Raw genomic sequence first — 24,152 nt, 5'->3', positions numbered from 1 at the left:
TGCTCAATCCAGAATAGATGTAAACAGTTTTTTATGAACAGGCATAAGCGAGAAATATATATCAACTGGCTAGTGGCTTATTTTGGCGCTGACGCCATCTAGCGTCGCAAACGACGTATCTTTGGCAGTGAGCAGGAAGTCCTGCAGGTAAGACATCTCCAGCATATCTTCACGCACGGCGGCGTAGAGCGTGCCGAACAGGCCCTCGGCGCCGAGTGGGCGGGCGCTCACGTAGCCGCGCTGCAGGTACTCGGCAATGGCCCAGTTGGGCAGGCAGCAAACGCCGCGACCGGAGGCAACCAGTTGCATCATCATTACCGTCAGCTCGGCGTTGCGCACTGCAAGCGGCTCCACGCCAGCGGGGTCGAGAAACTGTTTGAAGATATCCAGGCGTTCACGATCAACCGGGTAGCTGATCAGCGTTTCTGCGGCCAAGTCCGGCGGTTCTATATGGTTGCGGCTGACCAGCGGATGCTGGTTGCTGATTGCCAATACCGCCTCGTAGGTAAACAGCGGTACGTAAGTGATGCCGTTGATCTCCTGTGGATCTGAAGTAACCACCAGATCCAGCTCGCCACGCGCCAGGGCGGGCAGGGGCGCGAAAAAGAACCCAGAGGCAAAATCGACTTCTACTTCCGGCCAGGCGTTGCGGAACTGATCGATGGTTGGCATCAACCACTGGAAGCAGCTATGGCACTCAATGGCCATATGCAGGCGTCCGGCCTGGCCGCCGGCCAGACGTTGCAGGTCACGCTCGGCCTGGCGCACCTGCGGTAACAGGTTATCGGCAAGACGTAACAACCGCAGACCAGCGCTGGTAAAGCGCACCGGCTTGCTCTTGCGTACGAACAGCGGCAGACCCAGGCGTTCTTCCAGATCCTTAAGCTGGTGCGATAGCGCTGACTGCGTCAGGTGCAAGCGCTCGGCTGCCTCCACCAGGCTTTCGGCTTCACGCAGGGTGGCGAGGGTGCGCAGGTGACGTAGCTCGAGCATGGCGGCGGGCCTCAACGAATAAAATGCAACATGAATGAAATCGAAGTTTAGCATTAAAAGGATGAGTTTGATTCAGTAGCCGCCGCAGCGGACCATAGCGCCACGACATCAAACATTGTGAAATATTGTGGAGAAGGTTATGGCTTTGGCTCACTCGCTGGGATTCCCCCGCATCGGTCGCGACCGCGAACTGAAAAAGGCACTTGAGGCCTATTGGGCAGGCAAGATCGAACAAGATGCACTGTTGCAGGTGGGCCGCGAATTGCGCGCGCGGCATTGGCAGGTGCAGGCGGACGCCGGGCTGGATCTGTTGCCGGTCGGCGATTTTGCCTGGTATGACCAGGTGCTCACGCACAGCCTGGCCGTCGGCGCCGTGCCGCCGCGCTTTGCTACAGACACTGCACCGACGCTAGATACGCTGTTTCAGATGGCCCGCGGTGTTAGCCAGGGCGGCAAAGAGACTTTTGCCTGCGAGATGACCAAGTGGTTTGATACTAATTATCACTACCTGGTGCCTGAATTCAGCCGCGATCAAAGCTTCAGCCTGCAATGGACGCAGCTGTTTGAGGAAGTAGCCGAGGCGCAGGCGCTGGGGCATGCGGTTAAACCCGTGGTGCTCGGCCCGTTGAGCTACCTGTGGTTGGGTAAAGCCAAGGGTGAGGAGTTCGACAGGCTAGAGCTGCTGGAACGGCTGTTGCCGGTTTATGTGCAGATATTCAATCGGCTCGCCGAGCAGGGCGTGGAGTGGGTGCAGATCGACGAGCCGGCGCTGGTGCTGGATTTGCCGGCGGACTGGAAGGCGGCCTATGAAAGTGCTTATAACCTGCTGCAGCGGGCGCCGCTGAAAAAACTGGTCGCTACTTTCTTTGGTGGGCTGGAAGACAATCTGGGCCTGGCCTGTAATCTGCCGGTGGAGGGGCTGCATGTGGATCTGGTGCGCGCCCCCGAGCAACTGCCGCTGATTCTTGACCGGCTGCCGAGCTATAAGGTGCTATCACTGGGGGTGGTCAATGGCCGTAATATCTGGCGTTGTGATCTGAGCGCGGCCTTGGCGCAGTTGGCACAGGCCAAGGAGCGCTGGGGTGAACGGCTGTGGGTCGCGCCGAGTTGTTCGTTGTTGCATAGTCCGGTGGATTTACAGCGCGAGGATCAACTGGACGCAGAGCTGCTTGGCTGGCTGGCATTTGCGACGCAAAAAGTCGCCGAGGTCAGCCTGCTGGCACGCGCGCTCAACACGCCTGAGGATGCGGCCGTGGGTCAGGCACTGGCGGCCTCGGATGCTATTCAACAGGCGCGCCGGCAATCAGCGCGCATTCATGATCCAGCGGTCGCGCAGCGTCTGGCCGCAGTAGAGACACAGCACAGCCAGCGCAGCTCGGCCTACCCGCAGCGTGAATGGCTACAACAGCAGGCATTGAAACTGCCCGCTTGGCCAACCACCACCATTGGTTCATTTCCGCAAACAACGGAGATTCGCGCCAGCCGCCAGGCCTTCAAGCAAGGCCGCCTGGCCGAGGCGGATTACGTCAGTGCGATGCGTGCGGAAATCGAGTTGGTGGTGCGCGAGCAGGAAGTGCTGGGCCTGGATGTACTGGTGCACGGCGAGGCCGAGCGCAATGACATGGTCGAGTATTTTGGCGAGCAACTGAGCGGTTATGCGTTCTCGCGTTTTGGTTGGGTGCAGAGCTACGGTTCGCGTTGCGTCAAGCCGCCGATCATCTTCGGTGACATCAGCCGACCAAAGCCGATGACCGTAGAGTGGACGCGCTATGCGCAAAGCCTCACCAGCAAACCCATGAAGGGCATGCTCACTGGCCCGGTCACCATGCTGATGTGGTCATTCCCGCGTGAGGATGTGAGCCGTGAACTGAGTGCGCGGCAGCTGGCGCTGGCGATCCGTGATGAGGTGGTGGATCTGGAGGCGGCCGGCATTGGCATCATCCAGATCGATGAGCCGGCCTTCCGCGAAGGCTTGCCCCTGCGTGCGGCGGCGCAACCGGCGTATCTGGACTGGGCTGCCGCTGCCTTCCGACTGAGCGCCAGTGGGGTGCAGGATACAACGCAGATCCATACCCATATGTGTTACAGCGAGTTCAACCATATTCTTGATTCGATTGCAGCGATGGATGCGGATGTCATTACCATTGAAACGTCACGCTCGGATATGGAGCTGCTTGAAGCCTTCGCTGACTACGCCTATCCGAATGCGATAGGGCCGGGGGTGTACGACATCCATTCCCCGCGCGTGCCGCAAGTGGCGGAGATGGTCAGGCTGCTGCGCAAGGCGGCCAGGGTAGTGCCGGCTGAACGCCTATGGGTCAATCCGGACTGCGGCCTGAAGACCCGCGGCTGGCCGGAAACCCGTGCAGCTTTGGCCGCGATGGTCGAGGCCACGCAGCAGTTGCGCGCCGAGACCGTCGGCGCCCCGTCGCATTCTGCTTCTACCCGGAGGGCGCAGCCTGTAGAGTAGCGGCCGGTAAATCATGCTGGAGCTAGACCATGCAGGAATTGTTGTTGCACTGCCGTCCCGGATTTGAGGGCGAAGCGGCTGCTGAAATGCAGGAGCTGTCCTCTGCCAAGGGCATTGCCGGTTACGCCGTGACCAAGGACGGGTCGGCGCTGGTGCGCTTTGTTTGCCCGGGTGAAGGCGACGCCGAGCGGCTGATGCACAAGCTGAATTTTCGCCAGCTGATATTTGTACGGCAATGGGCCTTGGGCAGTTGGCTAGACGTGCCGGTGGAAGATCGCATCGCGCCGATCATCACCGCCTGTTCCAAGGGCCCAATCGCCTCCTGCATGTGGCTGGAAACGGCTGATACCAACGACGGCAAAGCCATGGCCGCGCTGACTAAAAAGCTCAGCAAACCGTTGGAATCAGCACTGACCAAGACCCGCTTTGTGCGCCCGGCTAAAACCGAGATGCCACGTTTGCACCTGTGTTTCGAGAGTGGCACGCGGGTGTTTGTCGGTTGGTCCTGGGCCAACAACGCCGCGCCCTGGCCGATGGGCATTCCGCGCCTGAAAGTCCCGCGCGATGCGCCAAGCCGTTCAACCCTGAAGCTGGAAGAGGCCTGGCATCATTTTATTCCACGGGATGACTGGGATGCGCGTCTGGCACCGGGCATGACTGCGGTAGACCTGGGCGCAGCACCGGGTGGCTGGACCTGGCAGATGGTCAATCGGCATATGAAAGTGGTGGCGGTGGACAACGGCCCGATGGCCCAGAGCCTGATGGACAGTGGCCAGGTAGAACATGTCCAGGCCGATGGTTACCTGTTCAAGCCGAAAAAGACTGTGCACTGGATGGTCTGCGATATTGTCGACAAACCGGCACGCTCCAGCGCCCTGCTGGCACGCTGGGTGGGTCGTGGTTGGTGCCGCGAGGCGATCGTTAACTTCAAGCTGCCGATGAAGCGCCGCTATCAGGAAGTGCTGCAATGCATGGAACATGTGCAGGATGCGCTGGACGAGGCGGGTGTTAAAGCCACGGTCGCCTGCAAGCAACTCTATAGCGACCGTGAAGAAGTGACCTGCCACGTGCGTATTCTGCACGCGGGTAGCTTCAAGATTCAGACCCTTAGTTAATTGGCTGCGGGCCGCTCAACTGGTTACCCAAACAGTTATAGCGGCTCAAGCAGGGTGATGCGCTCCTCTTCCTCCAGCATTGGAGCAAAAGCGCTGATGCTATCGAAGCGCGCTGGGGAATTTTCCCAGCGTTCCCACGAGTGGCGGTTCTGCCAGGTGACCATGACGACGCGGTGGTTGGGCCGCTCCAGATCGCGGAACGACTCGCCAGAAATAAAACCGGGTGACTGCACTGCCTGTTGAATGACTTTACGCGCAGCTTCTTCGTAGGGTTGTTCGAGGCCTTCGGCAATAATACGTTCGATCATAACTTTGATCATCAATAAGTCCTTGCTTATCAAGTGATGTATGGCACCTTGATTGGCGCTTCTGTCATACAGTGTCGACTCTGTTAGCGCGGCTGGCAAGTGCTTGTGCTTTTACGGATAATGCTTTTTTACGCCACTTCTTTATCCCATATCAGGACAAACGCCCGTGACGGCCAACCAGCCAGACAAACAACTCGACGCCCAAGGCCTGATGTGCCCCGAACCGGTCATGCTGTTGCACAATGCCGTGCGTGACATGCAGGCCGGGGAATTGCTCGAAGTGCTGGCCACCGACCCCTCTACCGAACGTGATATTCCGCGCTTCTGCTCCTTTCTTGGCCACGAACTGGTCGAACGCAGCGAAACAGATGGCGTGTACCGTTACCTCCTGCGCAAACAATAGAGTTGTTCGCGCGCCTTTGACGCCCTACTGGCCGAGATGGAACTCGGCCACTCCCAGGGGCGGAGTGGGCGTTCGGGTTTTCTTTCCAGGAAATGAAATGCTGGTTGGGTTGTTGCTGGGATTGTCGAGTTCCATCTCGACAGCGGGGTGGCGCCGAGCACCGTCGGCCGAGATGGAACTCGGCCACTCCCACGCCAGCGGTTCCGGGAAGCGGTCGCTACTGGAGCCTATCTTGCCAGCCGGATTGCCCTGGGCTTGATTGGCATCGCCCCAATACGTCCTGCCAGGCTGCGCTGTGTGCGGCCAATTGTTGTTGGTAGCGCGCCCAGAGCGAGTCCTCTGACCCCACCAGCGCCTGCAAATAGGCTTTTGTGTCCTGGGGAATTGCCGGCACCTGTGCTAACTCGCTAAGGCTTTGCTGCCAAGGCTGGCCCAGGCGCTGAACCTGAGCCAGGTAGGGTTGTATCTCACCGGCATAGAAAGTCACAAATACGTTGAGCAGAATCTGCGAGCGCGGCGTGGGCTGGCCCAGTGGGCAAAGTTTTTGCGCGCGCTCGCTGCCGAGCATGGCGGTGGCCTGCTCGAGCATATGGGTCAGCCGGGCAAGACTGTGGATCAACTCGCTTCCGCGTTGGCTGCGCTGTAATGCCTGAAAGTGCTCCTCCAGAACGGCTCGCGGCGGCGGAAGCTGGCCGGGCAATGCTTGCCCGATGGCGGTCAGCTGTTGCAGGGCGTTGATTGCCGATTGATCGCTCAATGCGCTGCTGGAAACCGGTAATGGAGTATCGGCAAAGCGCAGGTAATACTCAAATTCACTGCTAGCATTCAGCGCGTTCCAGAATACGCTATGCAGTTCGTCGCGCTTAGTCGTGGCGATGCGCTGCAGGTCAGCCAGTAGTGCCTGACGCGATGGGTCGTCATGGATGACCTCGATACAGTCATCCAGGGCCCGAATCAGTTCGCCATCGGCTGCCAGTCGGTGACTCCAGGGCATCACTTTACCCAGGCTGCTGTTGCGCTGGCTGACGCTCTGCTGCAGGGTCTGGCAGCGGCGCGATTCGACCAGCAGGTCAAGCATGCCGATCCGCTGTGCGGCCACGGGTAACATACGCTGACGGCGCGGGCCGACGCGATAGTGGCTGAGGTTTTGGCTGTCGAATTGCGTCCAGGGTGCATCCAGCACACGGCCGACGCGCTCCAGATAATTGTCCATTTGTTGGCTGGCCTCGGGCGCACGTTCGCAGCCGGAGAGCAGCAAGTAGCAGGCGAATATCAGCACAAAGGGACGCATCATGTCTCTCTGGGGAGGTCGGAATCCGAGTATGGCACGCCGGTGTTGCGTCAGGCGAAACAGGCGTTACTGGATTTTTCCTGCTACGCCATAGGGGTGCGTGCGTTTGCGCTTGGCACCGACAAACGCCAGGCGCAAGCCGAGAAACACGGCGGCGGCGCTCAGTCCGATAATCAGGCCTTGCCAGAATCCGGCCGGGCCCCGCGCTGGCCCGAGAAGATCGGTCAGGCCCAGTACGTAACCACTGGGCAGGCCGATCAGCCAATAGGCGATCAGCGTTAGCAGCATCGGCAGGCGGGTGTCCTGATAGCCGCGCAGGGCACCGGCGCAGGCCACCTGGATGGCATCCGAGAATTGATAGATGGCGGCGTAAATGAACAGCTGCGCCGCCAGACCGATCACCGCCTGATCATTGGTGTACAGCAGGGGTATCCAGTCGGCGAAGCCATACATGATCGCGGCGGCAATAAAGGCAAACAACAGGGCGACGCCCAAGCCCATCTTGGCGGCGAACAAGCCAGCCCGGGCACCGTTCAGCCCGAGGTTATGGCCTACCCGTACGGTAATCGCCAGGCCCAGGCTGAAAGGCACCATAAAGGTCAGCGAGGAGAAGTTCAGCGCGACCTGATGACTCGCGACCACTACCGCGCCGAGCCCGCCGATCAGCAGTGCGATCAGGCAGAACATGCTGGTTTCGGCAAACAGTGCGATGCCGATCGGTAGTCCCAGGCCGAGCAGATGCCGCTGGTCTTGCCAGCGTGGCCAGTCGAAACGTTCGAACAGCCGGCAGGCGTTGTATAGCGACGAGCGCTTGAGGTAGACCAGCATGCAGCCGAGCATAAACCACATGACCAGGGCGGTAGCGATACCGCAGCCGACTGCGCCCATGGCCGGGAAGCCAAGCTTGCCGTAGACCAGAATGTAGTTGGCGGGCACATTCAGCGCCAGGCCAAGAAAGCCGATCAGCATGGTCGGTTTGGTCTGCGACAAACCATCGCTCAGGCCGCGCAAGGCCTGGTACAGCGCTACTGCGGGAAAACCCAAGGCGACGCCTTTCAGATAGCCCATGGTAATGGCTGTCAGGTCGGGCGGCACGTCCATCCAGTGCAGGATCGGTTCGACCGAGAATAGAAATGCACAGCACAGTATGCCGATGATCACGCCGAGCCAGGCGCCCTGGCGCACCAGCGCACCGCTGCGTTCGTTGTGCCCGCTACCGTTATTGGCCGCCACCTTTGAGGTGATGATCATCAGTACGCCGGTCAGAAACAGGAAGGTCGGGACCCAAAAAGAGTTGCCCAGCGCGACGGCGGCCAGATCCAGTGCGCTGACCCGGCCAGCCATAGCGGTATCGACAAACCCCAGCAGGGTGTGGGCCATTTGCGCCGCGATGATGGGCAGGGCCAGCCAGATCAGTACACGCAATTCTGTTACACTGCGGTGCTTGTAGGTGGCGGATCTTCTGCTGGTCATAGTGGCTCGGTCTGGAGAAAAGCGGCCTATCCTAACAACTTGCCCGGCGTTGTCCATCGGCGTTGTGCATCGACGCAATACAGCCCAGCTATTCAATCCTATTATTTAATTCAAGAACTCAACCAGCTAAATTATGCCCCACGATTGTCAGGATCTGATTGGTCTTTTTGCCGAGTGCTTTGCGCTGGATTACAACACTTGCCTGGTGGCCGGCGGGCAGGAGCCCGAATACCTGCCCGCTACAGCCGAGCAGTCTCAGCATCGGATTATCTTTGCCCACGATTACTTTCGCAGTGCGTTGCATGAAGTGGCGCACTGGTGTGTGGCCGGGGCCGAACGACGTTTACTGGCGGATTTCGGTTATTGGTATGCACCCGATGGTCGCGATGCCGAGCAGCAGCGCACCTTTGAACAGGTAGAGGTCAAGCCGCAGGCCCTGGAATGGATGTTCTGCGTCGCGGCGGCCCATCCGTTCCGGGTCAGCCTGGACAACCTCAGTGGTGAAGAAACAGACCCAGGGCCGTTTCAGCGTGCAGTGCATGACCAGGTAGTGCGGTATTTGGATGCAGGGCTCCCTGAGCGTCCGGCCCGTTTCATTCAAGCGCTGACGGGCGTCTACCGCGCAGGGCGATCGCTTGAGCGTGAGGAGTTCATTGCGGGTTGAACTGCCCGGCGAGCATGGCGTGGTACGCCGGCTCGCCGTGCCCAGCAGATAGCGTTATGGGCTGGCCAATAAGGCAGGCGAGGGTTCAATGGTGCCGCCAAGCAGGGTCTGGTGCCGCCCTTGAAAGGTTGAGGCCTTGACCGTGCGCTCGGCGGGGAGCAAAAAACCCATTACTGCATCGCGCGTCTGCTCCCATGCGTGTTTGTTTTCAGCGTCGAGAAAATGACCGGCATTGGCGATGCGGGCAAATTCACAGTTGTCTATCAAGCGTCTGAACTGCAGCGCATCGTTGGCACTGGTGTACTCGTCCAGTTCGCCATTGACGAACAGCATCGGAATATCGATGCACTCGGCGTCCTGCAGGTAACAGTGGCTGTCCAGACTAAGAACCTGTCTGACATGGGCGGCCATCTGCAGGTACTCATGCTCGTCCAGGCTGCAGATGTGCCTGAAGTTGAAACGCTTGTAGAGTGAAGGCAAGTGCTTGCCGATGGTGTTGTTGACGAGTTCGGCCACGCCGCGCCGGTCGCACTGGGAGAGTACTTGCATCCCGCTCTCCAGATAGGCACGCATGGCCGGATTGACTACGGGCGAAAAGCCCATGATCACTGCTTTGCGTAGACTCGGTGGGTTTTGCGCCAAGGCCAGCAATGCCGATGCGCCGCCCCAGGAAAAAGACAGCAGATGATCCGCCTGAAAATGCGTTATCAGGTCCAGTAGCAGATGCGCCTCCTGCTCCGCTGACAGGGGCTGATCATGACGGTTGTGCGCTTTTGATTGTCCGGCATAGGGCTGGTCAAACAACACGACATTGAAATCGCTCTGCAGAAAGCGCAGTGTCTGAGCGAAGGCCGTGGTCGTCGCCAGCGATCCATTAACCAGTATGATGGTGCCGCGGGGTGCCGGGCTGGCATAGTACGCGGTATGAACGTTGAACAGCCCCTGGCTGTTGATCACTGCGGTCTGTGCATCCATATTCCCTGTCTCCCGTCATTGTGCAGGTCTGGGCGAGCAGCATTGAGCCGTCGCGCAAGTCAGGGCAGTAGGCCAGCGGGCCGGAAAGCGGTTATTCCCCGGCAAGCAGATCGCTGGCCGTTGTGGTGGACATTGTTGTTATGCACGGGAGAGGGTGAGAAGAACAATCAGCCGTATGCAATGGGTAGTTGCAGGCGTTACGGCGGATTCAGGCAGGTTCTTCAAAATGGCACAAGTGCCGAAGCGCTATTAGAGTTGCTTTTAGAAAAGCTTTGCGACTCATTGGTCACATTAAGACTTACGGGTTTGAGTAAAGCAGTCGCAGATCTTTCCTGCAAGAGGCAATATTGATCTTACTGACAAATGGTCACGGAACCCCCCGAAATGCACATCGTTGCTGACGAAAATATTCCCCTGTTGGATGGTTTTTTTGCCTCGCTGGGGCGTATTACCACCTTGCCTGGCCGGCAGATTACGCGGGCCGATCTGCGCAACGCCGATGCCCTGTTGGTGCGCTCGGTGACGCGGGTAGGTGCCGAGCTGCTGCAGGGTACGCCGGTGCGCTTCGTGGGTACCTGCACCATAGGTACTGACCATCTTGACCTGCCCTGGCTTGCGGCGGCGGGTATCCATGTCAGCAGTGCGCCCGGCTGCAATGCCAGAGGCGTTGTGGAATATGTGCTCAGTTGTCTGCTGACCCTGGCTGAACGTACTGGCCTGAAGTGGCAAAGCCGAACGGTAGGTATCGTCGGCGTGGGGCAGGTGGGCAGCCGCCTGGCAACCACGTTGCGTGGATTGGGTATACGCACCTTGTTATGTGACCCACTGCGGGCTGAACGGGGCGAAGCTGGGTTCGTTACCCTGAATACCTTATTGGCGGAAGCGGATGTAGTCAGTTGCCATGTGCCGTTGACCCGTGAAGGCGCCCATGCGACCTGGCATTTATTCGACCAGCCTCGGCTAGAGCGCTTACGCCAGAGCGCTTGGCTAATCAACAGTAGCCGTGGTCCGGTGATTGAAGCACAGGCGTTGCAACGGGTGCTGGCCGAGCGCAAGGATCTGCAGGTGGCGCTGGATGTCTGGGAGCAGGAGCCGCTGGTAAGCCAGCATTTGGCTGCCAGCTGTGCGCTGGCGACTCCGCACATAGCGGGTTACAGCCTGGATGGAAAGTTGCGTGGAACCGAGCAGATTTATCAGGCGCTGTGTGCCTTTCTTGGCAGCCCGGTGCAGCATCAGCTTGAGCCATTGGCGCCGTCGTGTGGCGTGGCACGCCTGGAAGTCGATGGGCAGACGCCGGTTGACCACATCCTCGAGCGAGCGCTGCGCTACGTCTACGATGTGCGCGATGATGATGCGCGCATGCGCAGTATGTTGCTTAATGCCAGCCACGCCGAAAACGCGGGGGATGCTTGCCGTCTAGGGTTTGACCAGTTGCGCAAGAGCTATCCGCTGCGCCGCGAGAACCCGCTGCTGACGCTGACTCTACCCCGTGAGATGCCTGAGGCGAGCCGAGCGCTGCTAGATGCTGCCGGATTTACGCTGGCGTGATGCGCGTCAAAGCGATCAATTCTCGCCAGAATCCTCAGCGGCGAAGCCTTGTTGATCCAGCTCGGCGCAGGCTTGATGGATCATGTCATCGGTGATGGCAATTTCCCGTCCGTGGGCATCGATCAACCATCCGCCAGTGAAGTTGGGCGGTTGGCGCAGCATATCGGCGTAAGCGGCTGGGTTCTGGCGGGCATGTACAGTCATGGTTTTCTCCGTCGGTTTTCAGGCATTCAGCGCCATGTAGTTATTGCTCTGGCTTGATCGCAGGATAGGTGATGCATGTGACCACCAGATGACAGTTTTTACTCCACCTTTTGCTCCACCGGATGTGTTTTCCAAGAGGTTTTATGACGCCGATATTTCGTTTGGGTCTGATTATCAACCCCCTCGCAGGCCTGGGTGGCCGTGCTGCGCTCAAGGGCTCGGACGGTGTTGCCGAGCAGGCGCTGGCAATGGGTGTGGAGCCGCTGGCGCAACAGCGTGTGCGGGTCGCCCTGGAGGTGTTGCGACCGCTGCGCGAGCAGCTAAAGATACTGGCCGCGCCGGGGTTGATGGGCGCTACGTTGCTTGCAGAGCTGGGCTTTGAGCATGAGGTGGTCGGCGAGCTGGTTGGCGAGCAAACGGCTGCCGAGGATACCGAACGCCTGGCGCGGGAGATCCAGGCACTGGGCGTCGACCTGTTGTTGTTTGCCGGGGGCGATGGCACCGCGCGGAATATTTGCAATAGCGCAGGGCCTGGGCAATTGGTGCTGGGCATCCCGGCTGGGGTGAAGATTCACTCGGGCGTCTACGCGGTCAACCCGCGTGCGGCCGGCGAGCTAGTGGCCTTGCTGGTCAAGGGCGAGCTGGTGCGCTTGGGCGCCGCTGACGTGCGTGATATTGACGAAGCAGCGTTCCGTGAGGGGCAGGTGCGCACCCGCCATTACGGCGAGCTGTCGATTCCGGAAGAGGGACGTTTCGTCCAGCAGGTGAAACAGGGTGGCCGCGAACAGGAGACCCTGGTTCTCGACGACATCGCTGCCGGGCTGCAGGAGGAGGGCGAAGGGGTGACCTGGGTGATGGGCCCAGGCTCGACCACCTTGGGCTTGCTGGAGGCCCTGGGGTTGGAAGGGTCGCTGCTGGGCGTGGACGTCATGCGAGGTGGCCAACTGATCGGCCGCGATGTGACCGAGCAGCAATTATGGGAGCTGCTGCAGGATGCAGAAAAAGTACGCATCCTGGTCACTGCCATTGGTGGTCAGGGCCACATCCTCGGCCGCGGCAATCAGCAGATCTCACCGCGTATAGTGCGCGCCGCCGGCCCGCAGAATCTGTTGGTGGTTGCGACCAAAAGCAAACTCAAAACCTTGGCAGGCAGGCCGTTCCTGCTGGATAGCGGCGATTCGCAGCTTGATGAAGAGCTAACCGGACTGCGCCGGGTGCTCAGTGGCTATCGCGAGGAGATGCTCTACCCTGCCAGTTGGCAGGCCAGCTAGCGCGGAGCGGTCAGCTACAAGCAAACCCCACAAAAAAACCTGCGAAGCCTAGGCTTCGCAGGTTTTGTTTTTAGCTTGCAGCTTAAAGCTTGTTTTAGCGGAAGTTGCCAGCCCGCAGCGCGGCGATGCGTTGTTCCAGCGGCGGGTGGGTCATCAGCAGGCCGGCCAGGCCGTTTTTCAGGCTGCCGTTGATACCAAAGGCGACCATTTCACCGGGCATCTCTACCGGAATACCTTGTTCCGCGCGCAGGTGCTCGAGCGCGGCGATCATATTGGCGCTACCGGCCAGTTGTGCGGCGGCTGCATCCGCACGGAATTCCCGTTGGCGCGAGAACCACATGACGATAATGCTGGCCAGAATACCCAGCACCAGTTCGGCAAAAATGGTCGCGATAAAGTAACCGATGCCGGGACGGCCGCTGTCGTTCTTGAAGACGGCGCGGTCAACGAAACTACCGATGATGCGGGCGAAGAACATCACGAAGGTATTGACCACGCCCTGGATCAGCGACAGGGTAACCATGTCGCCGTTGGCTACGTGGCCAATCTCGTGGGCCATGACCGCCTTCACTTCGTTCGGGCTGAAGCGCTGCAGCATGCCGTCAGACACCGCTACCAGGGCGGCGTTCTTGTTCCAGCCGGTGGCAAAGGCGTTGGGTGCCCGCGAGGGGAAAATCGCCACTTCTGGCATACCGATATTGGCCTGTTTGGCCAGTTGCGCGACGGTATCCATCAGCCACTGCTCCTGACGGTTGGCCGGGGTTTCAATCACCCGCGCGCCAGTACTGCGTTTGGCCATCCACTTGGAGATAAGCAACGAAATAAAGGAGCCCGCAAAGCCGATCACCGCGCAGAAAATCAATAGCGCTTGCAGGTTCATGCCGCCCTGGCCGTCGTGAATACTGCCGACTCCGAGCAGGCTCAGGGTAATACTGGCGATCAGTACCACCGCCAAGTTGGTTGCCAGGAACAAAAAGATGCGCATCATGTGGTGAAACTCCAGTAATGAAAACTCTGCCGGGCACCGCACCTGCTTCCCATAGGCAGAGCGTCCGGATCTTGTGTGTGGTTATATTGGGTCTTTCCGTGCGCCTTTCAATCGCCAGTCTATTTCAAATCGTGTAGTGCAAGCGCTCTAGTTCAAAGCGTCTAGGCTGGACTTTGGAAGCAGTGCTGAACCACATTGGCCAGGTGGGTCGACGACTGACTGGCCCGCGCATCACGCAGTTGCTGGGCCAGGGTTGCGCGTTGTCTGGCTATGCTGGGTGGTAGGGCGTCGTCGTGAAACGCCTTGACCGGTGTGGCCAGGCGTACAAAAGCGCGCTCGGTCAAACAGCATTGATCAATGGCTTCCTGACGAATCGCCTCGGTATAGCGCAGGAAGCCTTCATCAGCCAGCCATAACATGGCGCTGAAGCAGGCCAGGTGCCGAGGGGCTGGTACGCCAAAGGCATCCGGTTCCAGTTCGCCAACCAGGTCACTGACAAACAGCGTGGTCGGGCGCGGGAAGCTGTTGTACAGCCCCAGCAGGATGCCAGCGACGTCCTGATAAAAGTCCTCGATATGCAGATCGGCCATGCCGCAACTCCTGGGTACCCGGCTGACTACTGACGGTAGGTCTTGAGAAAATTGGCGATCCGGCTAATGGCCATTTCCAGGTCGTCTTTGCGTGGTAGCGAGACGATGCGGAAATGGTCAGGCCATGGCCAGTTAAAGGCGGTGCCCTGGACGACCAGAATTTTTTCCTGGAGCAGCAGGTCGAGCACCATCTTTTCATCGTTATGGATCGGATAGACCTTTGGATCCAGTTTCGGGAACAGATAGAGCGCGCCCTTGGGCTTGGTGCAACTGACGCCAGGAATGTCGTTAAGCATTTCCCAGGCGGCATCACGCTGTTCCAGCAGGCGTCCACCGGGCAGAATCAGGTCATTGATGCTTTGATAACCACCCAAGGCTGTCTGAATTGCATGCTGCGCCGGCACGTTGGCGCACAGACGCATGGAAGCGAGGATATCGATACCTTCGATATAGCTCTGGGCATTGTGTTTGGGGCCGCTGATGATCATCCAGCCGGAGCGGAAGCCCGCCACCCGATAGGATTTCGACAGGCCATTGAAGGTCAGGCACAGCACGTCGGGGGCCAGGGCCGCGACTGAATCGTGCTCGGTACCATCGTAGAGAATCTTGTCGTAGATTTCGTCGGCGAACAGAATCAGGTTGTGCTCGCGGGCGACCTGCACCAGTTGCTCGAGCATATCCCGCGAATAGACCGCCCCGGTCGGATTGTTCGGGTTGATGATGACCATGGCGCGGGTGTTCGGGGTGATCTTGCTGCGGATATCGTCGATATCCGGATACCAGTCGGCCTGCTCGTCGCACAGGTAATGCACCGGCTTGCCACCGGACAGACTCACGGCGGCAGTCCATAGTGGGTAGTCGGGTGCGGGAATCAGCACCTCGTCGCCGTTGTTCAACAGGCCCTGCATGGACATCACGATCAGCTCGGAGACGCCGTTGCCGAGATAGATGTCTTCAATCGTCACGCCAGCAATGTTCTTGGTCTGCGTGTAATGCATGACCGCTTTGCGGGCTGCAAACAGCCCCTTTGAGTCGCTGTAGCCCTGGGCAGTGGGCAGGTTGAGAATAACGTCCTGGAGGATTTCTTCCGGCGCTTCGAAACCGAAGGGCGCAGGGTTGCCGATATTCAGTTTGAGAATACGGTGGCCTTCTTCTTCTAGGCGTTTGGCGTGGCGCAGAACCGGTCCGCGGATGTCATAACAGACATTGGCCAATTTATTCGACTTGCTAACCTGCATGGTACTTTCCCTGGGGGCTGTCCGATTGTGGATAAAACCAGCATCATACGTTGTGCGGCCCTGACTGGGAAAGTCCGACAACACCATCCGAGGAGTGAATCATGAAGAAAGTCATAAAGACCGAGGACGCCTGGCGTGAACAGCTTGATGATGCCCAGTTCCAGGTGTGCCGGATGAAAGGCACCGAGCGCCCGTTTACCGGCGCCTATTACGCTAATACGACTCCGGGTGTTTACCACTGTGTAGCCTGTGACACGGCACTGTTTGATACGGCGACGCAGTTTGACGCCGGCTGCGGTTGGCCGAGTTATTACGCGCCAATTGCCGAAGAGCTGATCAACGAGGTGGACGATCACAGTCACGGCATGCAGCGCACTGAAGTCACCTGCGCCGGCTGTGACTCGCATCTGGGCCATGTATTTCCTGATGGCCCGCCACCTACCGGGCTGCGTTACTGCATCAATTCCATCTGCCTGCGCCTGGAGCCACGCTCATGACCGACACGGTACTGGATATCCCCTGCACGACGATCGACCACCAGGAAACTCGCCTGGCCGATCTGCAGGGCAAGGCTTACTTGATCGTCAATACCGCCAGCAAATGCGGATTTACGCCCCAGTACAAGGGCTTGGAAGCCTTATGGAAAAATTATGCCGAGCGTGGTTTGCGCGTGGTCGGCTTTCCCTGCAACCAGTTTGGTGCACAGGAACCGGGTAGTGAGAGCGATATAGCCGAGTTCTGTGAACTTAATTACGGTGTCAGCTTTCCGCTGTTCAGCAAGGTGGATGTTAACGGTGACAAGGCGCATCCGCTGTTCGTTCGCCTCAAGCAAGAAGCACCAGGCTTGCTCGGCACCAAAGGGATCAAATGGAATTTCACCAAGTTTCTGGTAAACGCGGATGGTCAGGTGCTCAAACGCTATGCACCCAGTACCAGCCCGGATGACTTGACCGGCGATATCGAAGCCCTATTGAAGTAGCACCTTAGCTTGGTAGCCAAGTGCTGAGCAGGGCTTGCAGGTCTTCACGCTTGAACGGCTTGGCTAAATAGTCGTTCATGCCTGCGGCCTCGCAGCGCTGGCGGTCTTCCTGCAGCGCGTTGGCCGTCAGTGCAATGATGGGAATGCTGCGCCAGCGCAGGTCGGCGCGCATTCTTCGGCTGGTCTCGTAACCATCCATGACCGGCATGTTGCAGTCCATCAGGACCAGATCATAGTGGCCGGTCTCCAGCCTGGCCAATGCCGCTTCCCCCTGTTCGGCCACCTCTACCTCATGGCCCAGCCGCGTCAGCATGCCTTTGGCAACCATCTGATTGACGATGTTGTCCTCGACCAGAAGAATACGTTTGCCGGTTTTCACCGGCTCGCTCTGGGCCTTTTCTGCTTCCTGATCCTGGCCGCCCAGTGCACGCTCGATGGCCTTGGCCAGCCGCGCTCGGGCCGGCGGGCTCGGCACCTGGTGCGCTATATTCAGGCTGGCCGCCTGCTCGGCATCCAGTAGTTGCGCATAGGGGCAGACCAGCAAGCGTGGCGGGGCAGGCTGCTGCTTGAGGTGGTGCGCCAGGTGTGTGCTGTCCAGTAGCCAGAGATCGGCGTCGGGCGTGCTCATACTGGACAGTTGATTGGGGTTGTAATCGAGCAGTTGGCAGTTGAGGCGCCAGTGGCGCAGCATCTCATACAGAATTCGCCCCTGTAGCCGCCCTTGTTGGTTCCAGATCACCACACTGCAGGGCGGCGGGTACTCGAATGTGGCTGCCTGTTGATGGGTAACGGCGGGCAGCGTAACGCTAAAGGTGCTGCCCTGGCCTGGCGCGGACTCTACCGTCAACTGACCCTGCATCGCGTCGGTCAGGCTCTTGCACAGCGCGAGCCCCAGCCCGGTGCCACCGAAGCGGCGGGAAATCTGCGCGTCGGCCTGGGTAAAGGGCGAGAAGATGTTCTCTAACGCCTCTTCGGCGATACCTATGCCACTATCGCGCACGCTGATGCGCACCTGCTGGCCGCCCTTGACCAGCGGTTCCAGTTCGACTTGCACTGCGACGTAGCCATGCTCGGTAAACTTCAAGGCATTGGACAGCAGGTTACTGACGATCTGGCGCACGCGGGTCGGATCGCCGACCAACAGGCCTGGCAGCAGCGGATCTATGCGGCAGGTGAGCTCCACGCCCTGCTTGCCGGCATTTTGCGATAACAGATTGGCGGTGTCTTCCAGCAAGGTGCCGAGGTCAAAGGGGATGGCCTCCAGCTGCAACTTGCCGGCTTCGAACTTCGATAGGTCGAGAATGTCGTTGAGCAGAGTTACCAGGACCTTGCCCGAGTCGTAGGCGATGGTCAGTTGCTGGCGCTGTTCGCTACTCAGAGGGCTATCCAGCGTCAGCCCGATCATGCCCAGCAATCCATTGATCGGGGTACGGATTTCGTGGCTCATGCTTGCCAGGAAGGCCGACCTGGCCCGGGCCATGCCGAGGGCTTCTTCACGCGAGGTTTCCAGATCCTGGTTGGAGCGGCGCAACTGGGCATTGGTTTCCTGCAGTTCGGTGGTGCGCGCCTCGACGATGATTTCCAGCTCTTCCAGGTATTGCCGCAGCCGTTCCTCGGCGCGTAGCTTCTGGCGCATGGTCACATCGATGCTTTGCAGTTGACGGTTGATCACTTCGACCAGTGCGCCGATCTCATCACGCTCGTGGTGATCGGGGCAGGGCAGGCGGCTGCGGTCGTCGCCCTCGGTATTCATGTTGAGCAAGTCGTCAATCAAGCGCACCAGGGGTTTGGTCAGCATGGCGTAAAAAAGCACCATGAGCACCAGCGACAATACCAGACTGAGAATGAAACCCGAGAGCATGGTCAGGCCAGCCCTGCGCAGAAAATTGGCACCCTGGTGGAAGGTGTCTACTTCGATGACCAGATGACCGAGCAACTCGTTGGGCGCGTGGTTGACAAGTAGCGGCTGGGAATAGGTGCGGCGCCGGCCGAATAATGCATCGCTTACGGGTCGGTAGGGGCTGCTGGCCATGGGGCGGCTGACACTGGCCAGTGCAACGGCATTGTTGTCGATGATCTCGGCGCGGATTACCGGAGGGGCTCTGAGCAAGCCGTTGACCAGTTCCAGGGCCAATTCGGCGTCAATGTTGTAAGCAATCCGCGAGGCCGGCCCCAGGCTGACGTTGATCTGGGCTCGGATTTCGTTGTCGATGGCGGCATTTTCTGCGCGATAATCGACCATGACCTGAACTAACCCCAAGAGGGTTCCAAGTATAAATGCAGCTAGTACGCCAAGACGGGTTTGCTTGAAGGAAAGGCGGTCAGTAAAGCGAATATTCATGCGTGTCCGTCTGCTCTAGTCTGGCCATGAGCTTAGTTCAGCTTTGCCCGAGTGTGCACTCTCGGAGACGCTTGCTGGCCAGGCTTGGTGGTCATGTCAGTTGCGTGGCATTCTTTGTGTATTTGGAGAACAGTATGTCAGAAATCTCGGCGCAGCAATTTATGCAGCGCGTGCTCGCGGTTATAGACCGTTTCGAGCAGGCGGATCAAACGCGGCCGGTTACGATCGATTGGCAGCACACCCAAGCCGCACGCTGGATGGCGGAGGGTTCGGGTGGTTGGCTGCGACCGCTGTTGATCGGCAGTGAAGCGCATCTTCAGGACTTGATTGGTGTTGATCGACAGAAGAGCCTGCTGCAGGCCAATACCCGGCAGTTCGTCACCGGCCTGCCGGCCAATAACGCGTTGCTCTGGGGCGCTCGCGGGACGGGCAAATCTTCGCTGGTACGGGCCTTGCTGGCTGAATATGCCGACCAAGGCTTGCGGTTGATTGAAATCGACAAAACCGATTTGCTGCATTTGCCGGCCCTGGTCGAACAAATCCGTGGACTACCCTGGCGCTTCCTGCTGTTTTGCGACGACCTGGCGTTTGAAGCGGATGACAGTGCGTATAAAACCCTGAAGACGGTACTTGACGGCAGTGTAGAGACCGCCCCGGAGAATCTGCTGTTATACGCCACCTCGAATCGCCGGCACTTGTTGCCGGAGCACCGCAGCGACAATCAAGCGGCACAGATGGTCGATGGCGAGCTGCATCCGGGGGAGGCAATAGAAGAGAAAATAGCACTGTCCGACCGCTTCGGGCTGTGGGTGTCGTTTTATCCGTTTAGCCAAGAGCATTACCTTGCGGTGGTGCAGCACTGGCTGAAGGAAGTTGCCGCCCAGTATCAGCTCGACTGGGCCTGGAATGACGCGCTACAACTAGAGGCGTTACGCTGGGCGTTATCGCGCGGTAACCGAAACGGCCGGTGTGCCAGCCAGTTTGCCCGTGCCTGGGTGGGCCGGCAGTTGCTGGAGCGAGGTCAGGCTGGCGCCTGACGCCGGGCTGTGTATTTGGCGACCAATTGGTGCTCGGCGGGCAATAGCCCGCTGATGGTGCTGCGCCCGGTTGCTCTGCTAAGCAGTGAGGCCAGGCCGGGCCAGCGTTGCTCGTCGATCAGTGCGCCAACGTGGGCCAGGTTGATCAGTTGGCAGACGACGGCAATGTCCGCCATGCTGAAGGTTTCGCCAAGGAAGTAACGCTGTTCACCCAGCTCTCTCTCCAGATAGTCAAACAGTGGCGGCAACTGGTCGTGCAATGCGGCCTGAACCGCTTCCTCGTCGGTATGGCCGCCCTTGAGCGGCTCCAGAAAGCGCTGGCTGAATACGGTGAAGGTGGCGTAGGCGGCGAGCTCGTAGTCGGCGTATTTCTCCAGCCAGCGCACTCGGGCGGCTTCTGCGCTGTTGTGGCCGTATAGCGTAGAGCCGGGGTAGGTTTCGTGCAGGTACTGAGCGATTACCGCCGAGTCGGCTAGCGCGACCTCGCCATCCTGTATCGCCGGGATGCGGCCCAGCGGGCTAATCGCATAATACCAATCGGGCTGTTGCATGGGTGGCACCGGCACATGCGCGTGGGCGATATTCTGTTCGCCGAGCTGGATGCGAATCTTGCGTACAAAGGGCGAGAGTATTGCGCCGTACAGGGTCAGGGCCATGCAGGAATCCGTTGGCTGAGGTTGGGTAGGATGCGGTGCAGACGAGGAATCAGTCGTCGTAGACCGCTTTTTTCTTCCAGGACGCGTCGCTTTGCTCCAATTCCTGCAAGCCGGCAGTCAACTCACTGGAGTCGCCAGTGTTGGCCTGTTCGGCACGAATGGTGGCTATCTCGGCCATCTTCATTAAATGCTTGTAGCGCTCAAGCTCTTGAGTGTACGCGGGGCTTTTGAGATTGTTCAGGTAAGTGATTGCGCGCTCATATTGCAGTTTGGCGACGCGCGGCTTGTTTTCCCGCATGGCTTGTTCGGCGATGATCTGGAACATGTCTAATGCGAGGGCGATCAGTTGCTGGCGAATCTGCACCGACCATTGCTGCAGGCTCGCCTTGTCGAGTACTCCGTCGTGGTGCGCTTGGGTCAGCAGATGCTGCAGGTTTTCCAGCTGCGAGCGTACTTCCTTGGCCGCGACCGGGTTATCAATTTTCAGCGGAGCGTTGTCGACCGGGATATCTGTTTGCGCGAGTAAATTCCGACTGGCATCGAGTTGCTGTTGTGCCCGTTGGTTTTTGCGGTCTACGCGTAGCAGCTTCCCGAGCAAATGCGCTTCATAGCTGATCAGGATTTTTTTCAGCTCGGGGCTCATGAACTGACCAGGCAATTGACTGCCGGTAGTCTGGCAAATGTTCAGCCGTGCATTCAGCTCAGCAGTGAGCCGTGCACGCTCAAGCTTGGTTTGCTCCAGACTGTGGTTGATGAAACCAATGCTGAGCAGAATAAGAACGCCGCCTGCGACCAGGATACCGATGAGTAAGGGGGACACGGAATATCTCTCTTTTTTCCAGGAGCTATCGCTGAACTTTATGCCACAATCAGGGCCGTTAAGAAAGGTTTCATCGCAAAAGGCCGTTCCCACTAACCGCGCTACTCATGTTGCTGTTGGCGCCATGTCAGGCTGGTTTGGTGGAAATACCTGAAAAAAGATCGACTTGGGGCTTGACGCTACTACGGTGCATGCATAAAATGCGCGCCACTTGCAGCGAACAAGGCAACCGCCAAGCAGCAGCAAGTAGCCAGGCTAATACCTGGCACTGTGAAGTCCGGAACTGTGTCCCCTTCGTCTAGTGGCCTAGGACACCGCCCTTTCACGGCGGTAACAGGGGTTCGAGTCCCCTAGGGGACGCCACTTCGGCGTCAGATTTGCGGGAATAGCTCAGTTGGTAGAGCACGACCTTGCCAAGGTCGGGGTCGCGAGTTCGAGTCTCGTTTCCCGCTCCAGATTATGATCTACAGGCGTCTACCAAAGTCTGTAAGTCATTGAAAAAAGGGCCTTACGGCCCTTATTTCGTTCCAGCAACATCTACCGGAATCTACCCCCAGCCAGGGCGTTTAAGTCCATTTTTGAGTCCACCTTTACGGGGGCTGTGGTTTCCGGATTGTTGCTGGAGGAGTGCGGTCGGCGAGGCAAGTATCGGGTCCTGACTCTTGTTCAGGAGTTCGCTCATGGCACTTACAGATGTCGCCGTCCGGCAGGCCCGCCCGACCGGCAAAGACTATACCCTCCGTGATTTCGATGGCCTCTCGCTGGCGGTATCCGCCAAGGGCGGCAAGTCGTGGCACTTCAGGTACTACTGGGCCGCCAGGCAGAAGCGGATGTCCCTGGGCACCTATCCGGCCGTCAGCCTTCGGGAAGCGCGTGCGTTGCGTGATGAGGCCCGTGCCTTGGCCGCGAAAGGTATAAACCCCAAGATCGACCGCAAGCAAAAGCTCCACGCTGTCCGCTTGGCGACGGAAAACAGCTTCAAGGCAGTTTATCTGCAGTGGCTTGCACACCGCAGGCTGGACCTCAAGGAAGGGCGGCAGAGCACGCTCTCGCAGATCCAGCGCATTTTCGACAAGGATGTGTTGCCTGCCCTTGGCACCGTAACCATCTTCGATATCCGCCGCCCCAATCTGCTGGACGTACTCGCCAGGATCGAGCAGCGCGGGGCATTCACAACTGCGGAGAAGGTGCGTTCCTGGCTCAGGCAGTTGTTCCGCTTTGCCATGGTAAAAGTCGGAGGGTTGGAGGCTAACCCTGCGTCCGATCTGGACGTGGTTGCAGCCCCCAAACCCCCCGTTGCTCATAACCCCTTCCTGCGCTTGCACCAGTTGCCCGAGCTGCTGCGCAAGCTGCGCAGTTATAGGGGCACGATCACCACGCAACTTGGGATTCGTCTGTTGCTGCTGACCGGCGTGCGCACCGGCGAGCTGCGCTTGGCGACCCCTGATCAGTTCGATCTTGAACGCGGCTTGTGGACCATTCCACCCGAGGTGGTCAAGCAACTGCAGGACGGCATGCGCAAGCGTGGAAAGCGACCGCAGGACATTCCGCCCTACATCGTGCCGTTATCTGTCCAGGCCATCGAGGTCGTTCGCTATCTGCTGGAGCTGGTCAAACCAGCCCAACGCCACCTGCTGGCCCACCGTGGCGACCTAAAGAAGCGCATTAGCGAGAACACGCTGAATGCAGCGCTCAAGCGCATGGGCTACGAGGGGTTACTCACAGGTCATGGCATTCGTGGCACGCTCTCCACGGCGCTCAACGAGATTGGCTACCCCAAGATTTGGGTGGATGCGCAACTCTCGCACGCTGATCCCAATAAAGTCAGCGCGACCTACAACCACGCCCTATATGTAGAGCCTCGTCGAAGGATGATGCAGGACTGGGCCAACCGGCTTGATCTGCTGGAGCAGGGCAAGGTGGCGGCGGCCAGCACGCACCTGACCATTCGTATTGATGATGTGCCGTTGCTGGGCGAGGGTACAGAAGGATCTGGATACCTAATGGAGCATACGGTGCAGCAGCAGGTAAGGGATGTTGATTCGTAGCAGCGTTATCGGGTGCTGTTACAGCCCCGCGAGACGAACCCGTTTCGCGTCCGCATCGCCTTGGCAGAGAAGGGCGCAACGGATAAGGTTGAATTCGTCCCCGTCGATGGGCAGCGAGCACCGTTCCGACGCGTTCAAGGCGAAGAATCCGGATGCCACCGTACCCTTGCTGGAGCTTGACGATGGCACCTGCATCGCCCAGCGCAACGCTATCACGGAATATATCGACAGCGTTTTTGACGGTCCGTCCCTGATGGGCGCAACCCCGAAGGAACGCGCACGCATCGCGATGATGAGTCTGCGGGCTGAAAACGGCCTGATGAGTCCGGTGGGCACCTATTTCCACCACGTGACCCCGGGCCTTGGTCCGGATCTGGAGACCTGGCAATGCGCCGAATGGGGCAATAGGCAGAAGGAAGTTGCTCGCGCAACCATAGCATATCTGGAAGACCCCGCCGTGTTTGACGTCGCAATGCAACTCTTGAGCGCCCGCTGCCAAGAGGTTTTGGGTGAGGATAATGTATGCCTGAATCCGTGACCTCGACTCCATTGGATCCCAGAAGCACTCGCCATTGACGCCGGAGTCAATCGTTCGCTGCCGACTTCGCTTTTGGTCGGCCCTGCCTCGGCGTTGAGAAGCAGCGTGTCGGGCAAGGTTATATTCATCACCGACGCACCTCGGGGAATCGGCCAGGCCACCGCTGTTGCATCCCTGTGATTGGTGAAAATGATCGACCCGG

22 protein-coding genes, 2 tRNA genes and 1 pseudogene are annotated in these 24,152 nt (G+C 58.9%); 13 read left to right on the top strand and 12 right to left on the bottom strand.

Features of this window, described 5'->3' with window-relative positions; all coding sequences use genetic code 11:
- Positions 1-69 precede the first annotated feature (69 nt).
- A complete protein-coding gene (locus K787_RS0112730; RefSeq protein ID WP_022963185.1) occupies positions 70-993 on the bottom strand; it encodes a LysR family transcriptional regulator in 924 nt (307 codons plus the stop codon).
- 139 nt (positions 994-1,132) lie between these two features.
- Here K787_RS0112730 and metE point away from each other — a divergent pair, with 139 nt between their 5' ends.
- Together metE and rlmM are read left to right on the top strand one after the other, a co-directional pair.
- The gene (gene metE / locus K787_RS23070; RefSeq protein WP_022963184.1) at positions 1,133-3,463 is read left to right on the top strand and encodes a 5-methyltetrahydropteroyltriglutamate--homocysteine S-methyltransferase; all 2,331 of its coding nucleotides are present in this window, start codon (positions 1,133-1,135) and stop codon (positions 3,461-3,463) included.
- Positions 3,464-3,492: 29 nt separating this feature from the next.
- The gene (gene rlmM, locus K787_RS0112720; protein WP_022963183.1) at positions 3,493-4,578 is read left to right on the top strand and encodes a 23S rRNA (cytidine(2498)-2'-O)-methyltransferase RlmM; all 1,086 of its coding nucleotides are present in this window, start codon (positions 3,493-3,495) and stop codon (positions 4,576-4,578) included.
- Positions 4,579-4,613: 35 nt separating this feature from the next.
- On the opposite strand, the gene K787_RS0112715 is transcribed toward rlmM, so the two are convergent.
- Positions 4,614-4,898 carry an antibiotic biosynthesis monooxygenase family protein gene (locus K787_RS0112715; RefSeq protein ID WP_022963182.1) on the bottom strand — a complete coding sequence of 95 codons (285 nt, stop codon included), beginning with the start codon at positions 4,896-4,898 and terminating at the stop codon, positions 4,614-4,616.
- Positions 4,899-5,052: 154 nt separating this feature from the next.
- Here K787_RS0112715 and tusA point away from each other — a divergent pair, with 154 nt between their 5' ends.
- A complete protein-coding gene (gene tusA / locus K787_RS0112710; RefSeq protein WP_022963181.1) occupies positions 5,053-5,289 on the top strand; it encodes a sulfurtransferase TusA in 237 nt (78 codons plus the stop codon).
- 217 nt (positions 5,290-5,506) lie between these two features.
- Here the strand turns inward: tusA and K787_RS0112705 are convergent, their stop codons facing one another.
- Both K787_RS0112705 and K787_RS23065 read right to left on the bottom strand, forming a co-directional pair.
- Positions 5,507-6,583 carry a DUF3080 family protein gene (locus tag K787_RS0112705; protein ID WP_028614899.1) on the bottom strand — a complete coding sequence of 359 codons (1,077 nt, stop codon included), beginning with the start codon at positions 6,581-6,583 and terminating at the stop codon, positions 5,507-5,509.
- Between the two features lie 63 nt (positions 6,584-6,646).
- Positions 6,647-8,053 carry an MATE family efflux transporter gene (locus K787_RS23065; protein WP_022963179.1) on the bottom strand — a complete coding sequence of 469 codons (1,407 nt, stop codon included), beginning with the start codon at positions 8,051-8,053 and terminating at the stop codon, positions 6,647-6,649.
- A gap of 133 nt (positions 8,054-8,186) precedes the next feature.
- Between K787_RS23065 and K787_RS0112695 the strand changes: the two genes are divergently transcribed.
- Positions 8,187-8,717 carry an elongation factor P hydroxylase gene (locus K787_RS0112695; RefSeq protein ID WP_022963178.1) on the top strand — a complete coding sequence of 177 codons (531 nt, stop codon included), beginning with the start codon at positions 8,187-8,189 and terminating at the stop codon, positions 8,715-8,717.
- Positions 8,718-8,771: 54 nt separating this feature from the next.
- On the opposite strand, the gene K787_RS23060 is transcribed toward K787_RS0112695, so the two are convergent.
- Positions 8,772-9,692 (bottom strand): alpha/beta fold hydrolase, encoded by a 921-nt coding sequence (locus K787_RS23060; protein ID WP_022963177.1) that lies wholly within the window; start codon positions 9,690-9,692, stop codon positions 8,772-8,774.
- A gap of 384 nt (positions 9,693-10,076) precedes the next feature.
- On the opposite strand from K787_RS23060, the gene pdxB reads away from it, so the two are divergent.
- Positions 10,077-11,240, top strand: coding sequence for a 4-phosphoerythronate dehydrogenase PdxB (pdxB, locus tag K787_RS0112685; RefSeq protein ID WP_022963176.1), 1,164 nt, complete (start codon positions 10,077-10,079; stop codon positions 11,238-11,240).
- A 15-nt stretch (positions 11,241-11,255) separates the two neighbouring features.
- Here pdxB and K787_RS25315 read toward each other — a convergent pair whose 3' ends face one another.
- Positions 11,256-11,444, bottom strand: coding sequence for a PA1571 family protein (locus K787_RS25315; RefSeq protein ID WP_022963175.1), 189 nt, complete (start codon positions 11,442-11,444; stop codon positions 11,256-11,258).
- Between the two features lie 143 nt (positions 11,445-11,587).
- Between K787_RS25315 and K787_RS0112675 the strand changes: the two genes are divergently transcribed.
- Positions 11,588-12,715, top strand: coding sequence for an ATP-NAD kinase family protein (locus K787_RS0112675; RefSeq protein WP_022963174.1), 1,128 nt, complete (start codon positions 11,588-11,590; stop codon positions 12,713-12,715).
- A 94-nt stretch (positions 12,716-12,809) separates the two neighbouring features.
- Here the strand turns inward: K787_RS0112675 and htpX are convergent, their stop codons facing one another.
- The 3 genes from htpX to K787_RS0112660 form a co-directional block, all read right to left on the bottom strand.
- On the bottom strand, positions 12,810-13,703 hold the full coding sequence (htpX, locus tag K787_RS0112670) for a protease HtpX (RefSeq protein WP_022963173.1): 894 nt from the start codon (positions 13,701-13,703) through the stop codon (positions 12,810-12,812).
- Positions 13,704-13,864: 161 nt separating this feature from the next.
- Positions 13,865-14,293 carry a hypothetical protein gene (locus K787_RS0112665; protein ID WP_022963172.1) on the bottom strand — a complete coding sequence of 143 codons (429 nt, stop codon included), beginning with the start codon at positions 14,291-14,293 and terminating at the stop codon, positions 13,865-13,867.
- A 26-nt stretch (positions 14,294-14,319) separates the two neighbouring features.
- Entirely contained in the window at positions 14,320-15,531 is a 1,212-nt protein-coding gene (locus K787_RS0112660; RefSeq protein WP_022963171.1) for a pyridoxal phosphate-dependent aminotransferase, read from the bottom strand.
- Positions 15,532-15,632: 101 nt separating this feature from the next.
- Between K787_RS0112660 and msrB the strand changes: the two genes are divergently transcribed.
- On the top strand, positions 15,633-16,028 hold the full coding sequence (gene msrB / locus K787_RS0112655; RefSeq protein ID WP_022963170.1) for a peptide-methionine (R)-S-oxide reductase MsrB: 396 nt from the start codon (positions 15,633-15,635) through the stop codon (positions 16,026-16,028).
- Positions 16,025-16,510, top strand: a complete 486-nt coding sequence (locus K787_RS0112650) for a glutathione peroxidase (RefSeq protein ID WP_022963169.1) — start codon at positions 16,025-16,027, stop codon at positions 16,508-16,510. Before msrB ends, K787_RS0112650 begins: the two co-directional genes overlap by 4 nt.
- Before the next feature lie 4 nt (positions 16,511-16,514).
- Here the strand turns inward: K787_RS0112650 and K787_RS0112645 are convergent, their stop codons facing one another.
- Entirely contained in the window at positions 16,515-18,851 is a 2,337-nt protein-coding gene (locus tag K787_RS0112645) for an ATP-binding protein (RefSeq protein WP_022963168.1), read from the bottom strand.
- A gap of 134 nt (positions 18,852-18,985) precedes the next feature.
- On the opposite strand from K787_RS0112645, the gene K787_RS0112640 reads away from it, so the two are divergent.
- Positions 18,986-19,888 carry an ATP-binding protein gene (locus K787_RS0112640; protein ID WP_022963167.1) on the top strand — a complete coding sequence of 301 codons (903 nt, stop codon included), beginning with the start codon at positions 18,986-18,988 and terminating at the stop codon, positions 19,886-19,888.
- On the opposite strand, the gene K787_RS0112635 is transcribed toward K787_RS0112640, so the two are convergent.
- Both K787_RS0112635 and K787_RS0112630 read right to left on the bottom strand, forming a co-directional pair.
- Positions 19,873-20,544 (bottom strand): glutathione S-transferase family protein, encoded by a 672-nt coding sequence (locus tag K787_RS0112635; RefSeq protein WP_022963166.1) that lies wholly within the window; start codon positions 20,542-20,544, stop codon positions 19,873-19,875. The two genes, K787_RS0112640 and K787_RS0112635, sit on opposite strands and share 16 nt — an antisense overlap.
- A gap of 49 nt (positions 20,545-20,593) precedes the next feature.
- Complete coding sequence (locus tag K787_RS0112630) at positions 20,594-21,364, bottom strand: hypothetical protein (RefSeq protein WP_022963165.1); 771 nt, start codon at positions 21,362-21,364, stop codon at positions 20,594-20,596.
- Positions 21,365-21,651: 287 nt separating this feature from the next.
- On the opposite strand from K787_RS0112630, the gene K787_RS0112625 reads away from it, so the two are divergent.
- The 4 genes and pseudogenes from K787_RS0112625 to K787_RS23050 all read left to right on the top strand — a co-directional run bounded on the left by K787_RS0112625 (position 21,652) and on the right by K787_RS23050 (position 23,950).
- Positions 21,652-21,727, top strand: a tRNA-Glu gene (locus K787_RS0112625).
- Positions 21,728-21,743: 16 nt separating this feature from the next.
- Positions 21,744-21,819, top strand: a tRNA-Gly gene (locus K787_RS0112620).
- Positions 21,820-22,044: 225 nt separating this feature from the next.
- Positions 22,045-23,331, top strand: a pseudogene (locus K787_RS23055) (tyrosine-type recombinase/integrase); the annotation flags it as partial.
- Positions 23,332-23,500: 169 nt separating this feature from the next.
- Positions 23,501-23,950, top strand: a complete 450-nt coding sequence (locus K787_RS23050; protein ID WP_201765109.1) for a glutathione S-transferase family protein — start codon at positions 23,501-23,503, stop codon at positions 23,948-23,950.
- The last annotated feature ends 202 nt before the right edge of the window (positions 23,951-24,152 follow it).

Source organism: Halopseudomonas pelagia CL-AP6, assembly GCF_000410875.1.
GTDB classification, from domain to species: Bacteria; Pseudomonadota; Gammaproteobacteria; order Pseudomonadales; family Pseudomonadaceae; genus Halopseudomonas; species Halopseudomonas pelagia.
The sequence above is the reverse complement of the archived record's forward strand: the minus strand, read 5'-3'. Positions and strand labels throughout refer to the sequence as shown.

Bases quoted from the DNA above. Each gene is read 5' to 3' on its own strand.
- K787_RS0112730 (WP_022963185.1), bottom strand. From the start codon at position 993: ATGCTCGAGCTACGTCACCTGCGCACCCTCGCCACCCTGCGTGAAGCC.
- metE (WP_022963184.1), top strand. From the start codon at position 1,133: ATGGCTTTGGCTCACTCGCTGGGATTCCCCCGCATCGGTCGCGACCGC.
- rlmM (WP_022963183.1), top strand. From the start codon at position 3,493: ATGCAGGAATTGTTGTTGCACTGCCGTCCCGGATTTGAGGGCGAAGCG.
- K787_RS0112715 (WP_022963182.1), bottom strand. From the start codon at position 4,898: ATGATCAAAGTTATGATCGAACGTATTATTGCCGAAGGCCTCGAACAA.
- K787_RS0112705 (WP_028614899.1), bottom strand. From the start codon at position 6,583: ATGATGCGTCCCTTTGTGCTGATATTCGCCTGCTACTTGCTGCTCTCC.
- K787_RS23065 (WP_022963179.1), bottom strand. From the start codon at position 8,053: ATGACCAGCAGAAGATCCGCCACCTACAAGCACCGCAGTGTAACAGAA.
- K787_RS0112695 (WP_022963178.1), top strand. From the start codon at position 8,187: ATGCCCCACGATTGTCAGGATCTGATTGGTCTTTTTGCCGAGTGCTTT.
- K787_RS23060 (WP_022963177.1), bottom strand. From the start codon at position 9,692: ATGGATGCACAGACCGCAGTGATCAACAGCCAGGGGCTGTTCAACGTT.
- pdxB (WP_022963176.1), top strand. From the start codon at position 10,077: ATGCACATCGTTGCTGACGAAAATATTCCCCTGTTGGATGGTTTTTTT.
- K787_RS25315 (WP_022963175.1), bottom strand. From the start codon at position 11,444: ATGACTGTACATGCCCGCCAGAACCCAGCCGCTTACGCCGATATGCTG.
- K787_RS0112675 (WP_022963174.1), top strand. From the start codon at position 11,588: ATGACGCCGATATTTCGTTTGGGTCTGATTATCAACCCCCTCGCAGGC.
- htpX (WP_022963173.1), bottom strand. From the start codon at position 13,703: ATGATGCGCATCTTTTTGTTCCTGGCAACCAACTTGGCGGTGGTACTG.
- K787_RS0112665 (WP_022963172.1), bottom strand. From the start codon at position 14,293: ATGGCCGATCTGCATATCGAGGACTTTTATCAGGACGTCGCTGGCATC.
- K787_RS0112660 (WP_022963171.1), bottom strand. From the start codon at position 15,531: ATGCAGGTTAGCAAGTCGAATAAATTGGCCAATGTCTGTTATGACATC.
- msrB (WP_022963170.1), top strand. From the start codon at position 15,633: ATGAAGAAAGTCATAAAGACCGAGGACGCCTGGCGTGAACAGCTTGAT.
- K787_RS0112650 (WP_022963169.1), top strand. From the start codon at position 16,025: ATGACCGACACGGTACTGGATATCCCCTGCACGACGATCGACCACCAG.
- K787_RS0112645 (WP_022963168.1), bottom strand. From the start codon at position 18,851: ATGAATATTCGCTTTACTGACCGCCTTTCCTTCAAGCAAACCCGTCTT.
- K787_RS0112640 (WP_022963167.1), top strand. From the start codon at position 18,986: ATGTCAGAAATCTCGGCGCAGCAATTTATGCAGCGCGTGCTCGCGGTT.
- K787_RS0112635 (WP_022963166.1), bottom strand. From the start codon at position 20,544: ATGGCCCTGACCCTGTACGGCGCAATACTCTCGCCCTTTGTACGCAAG.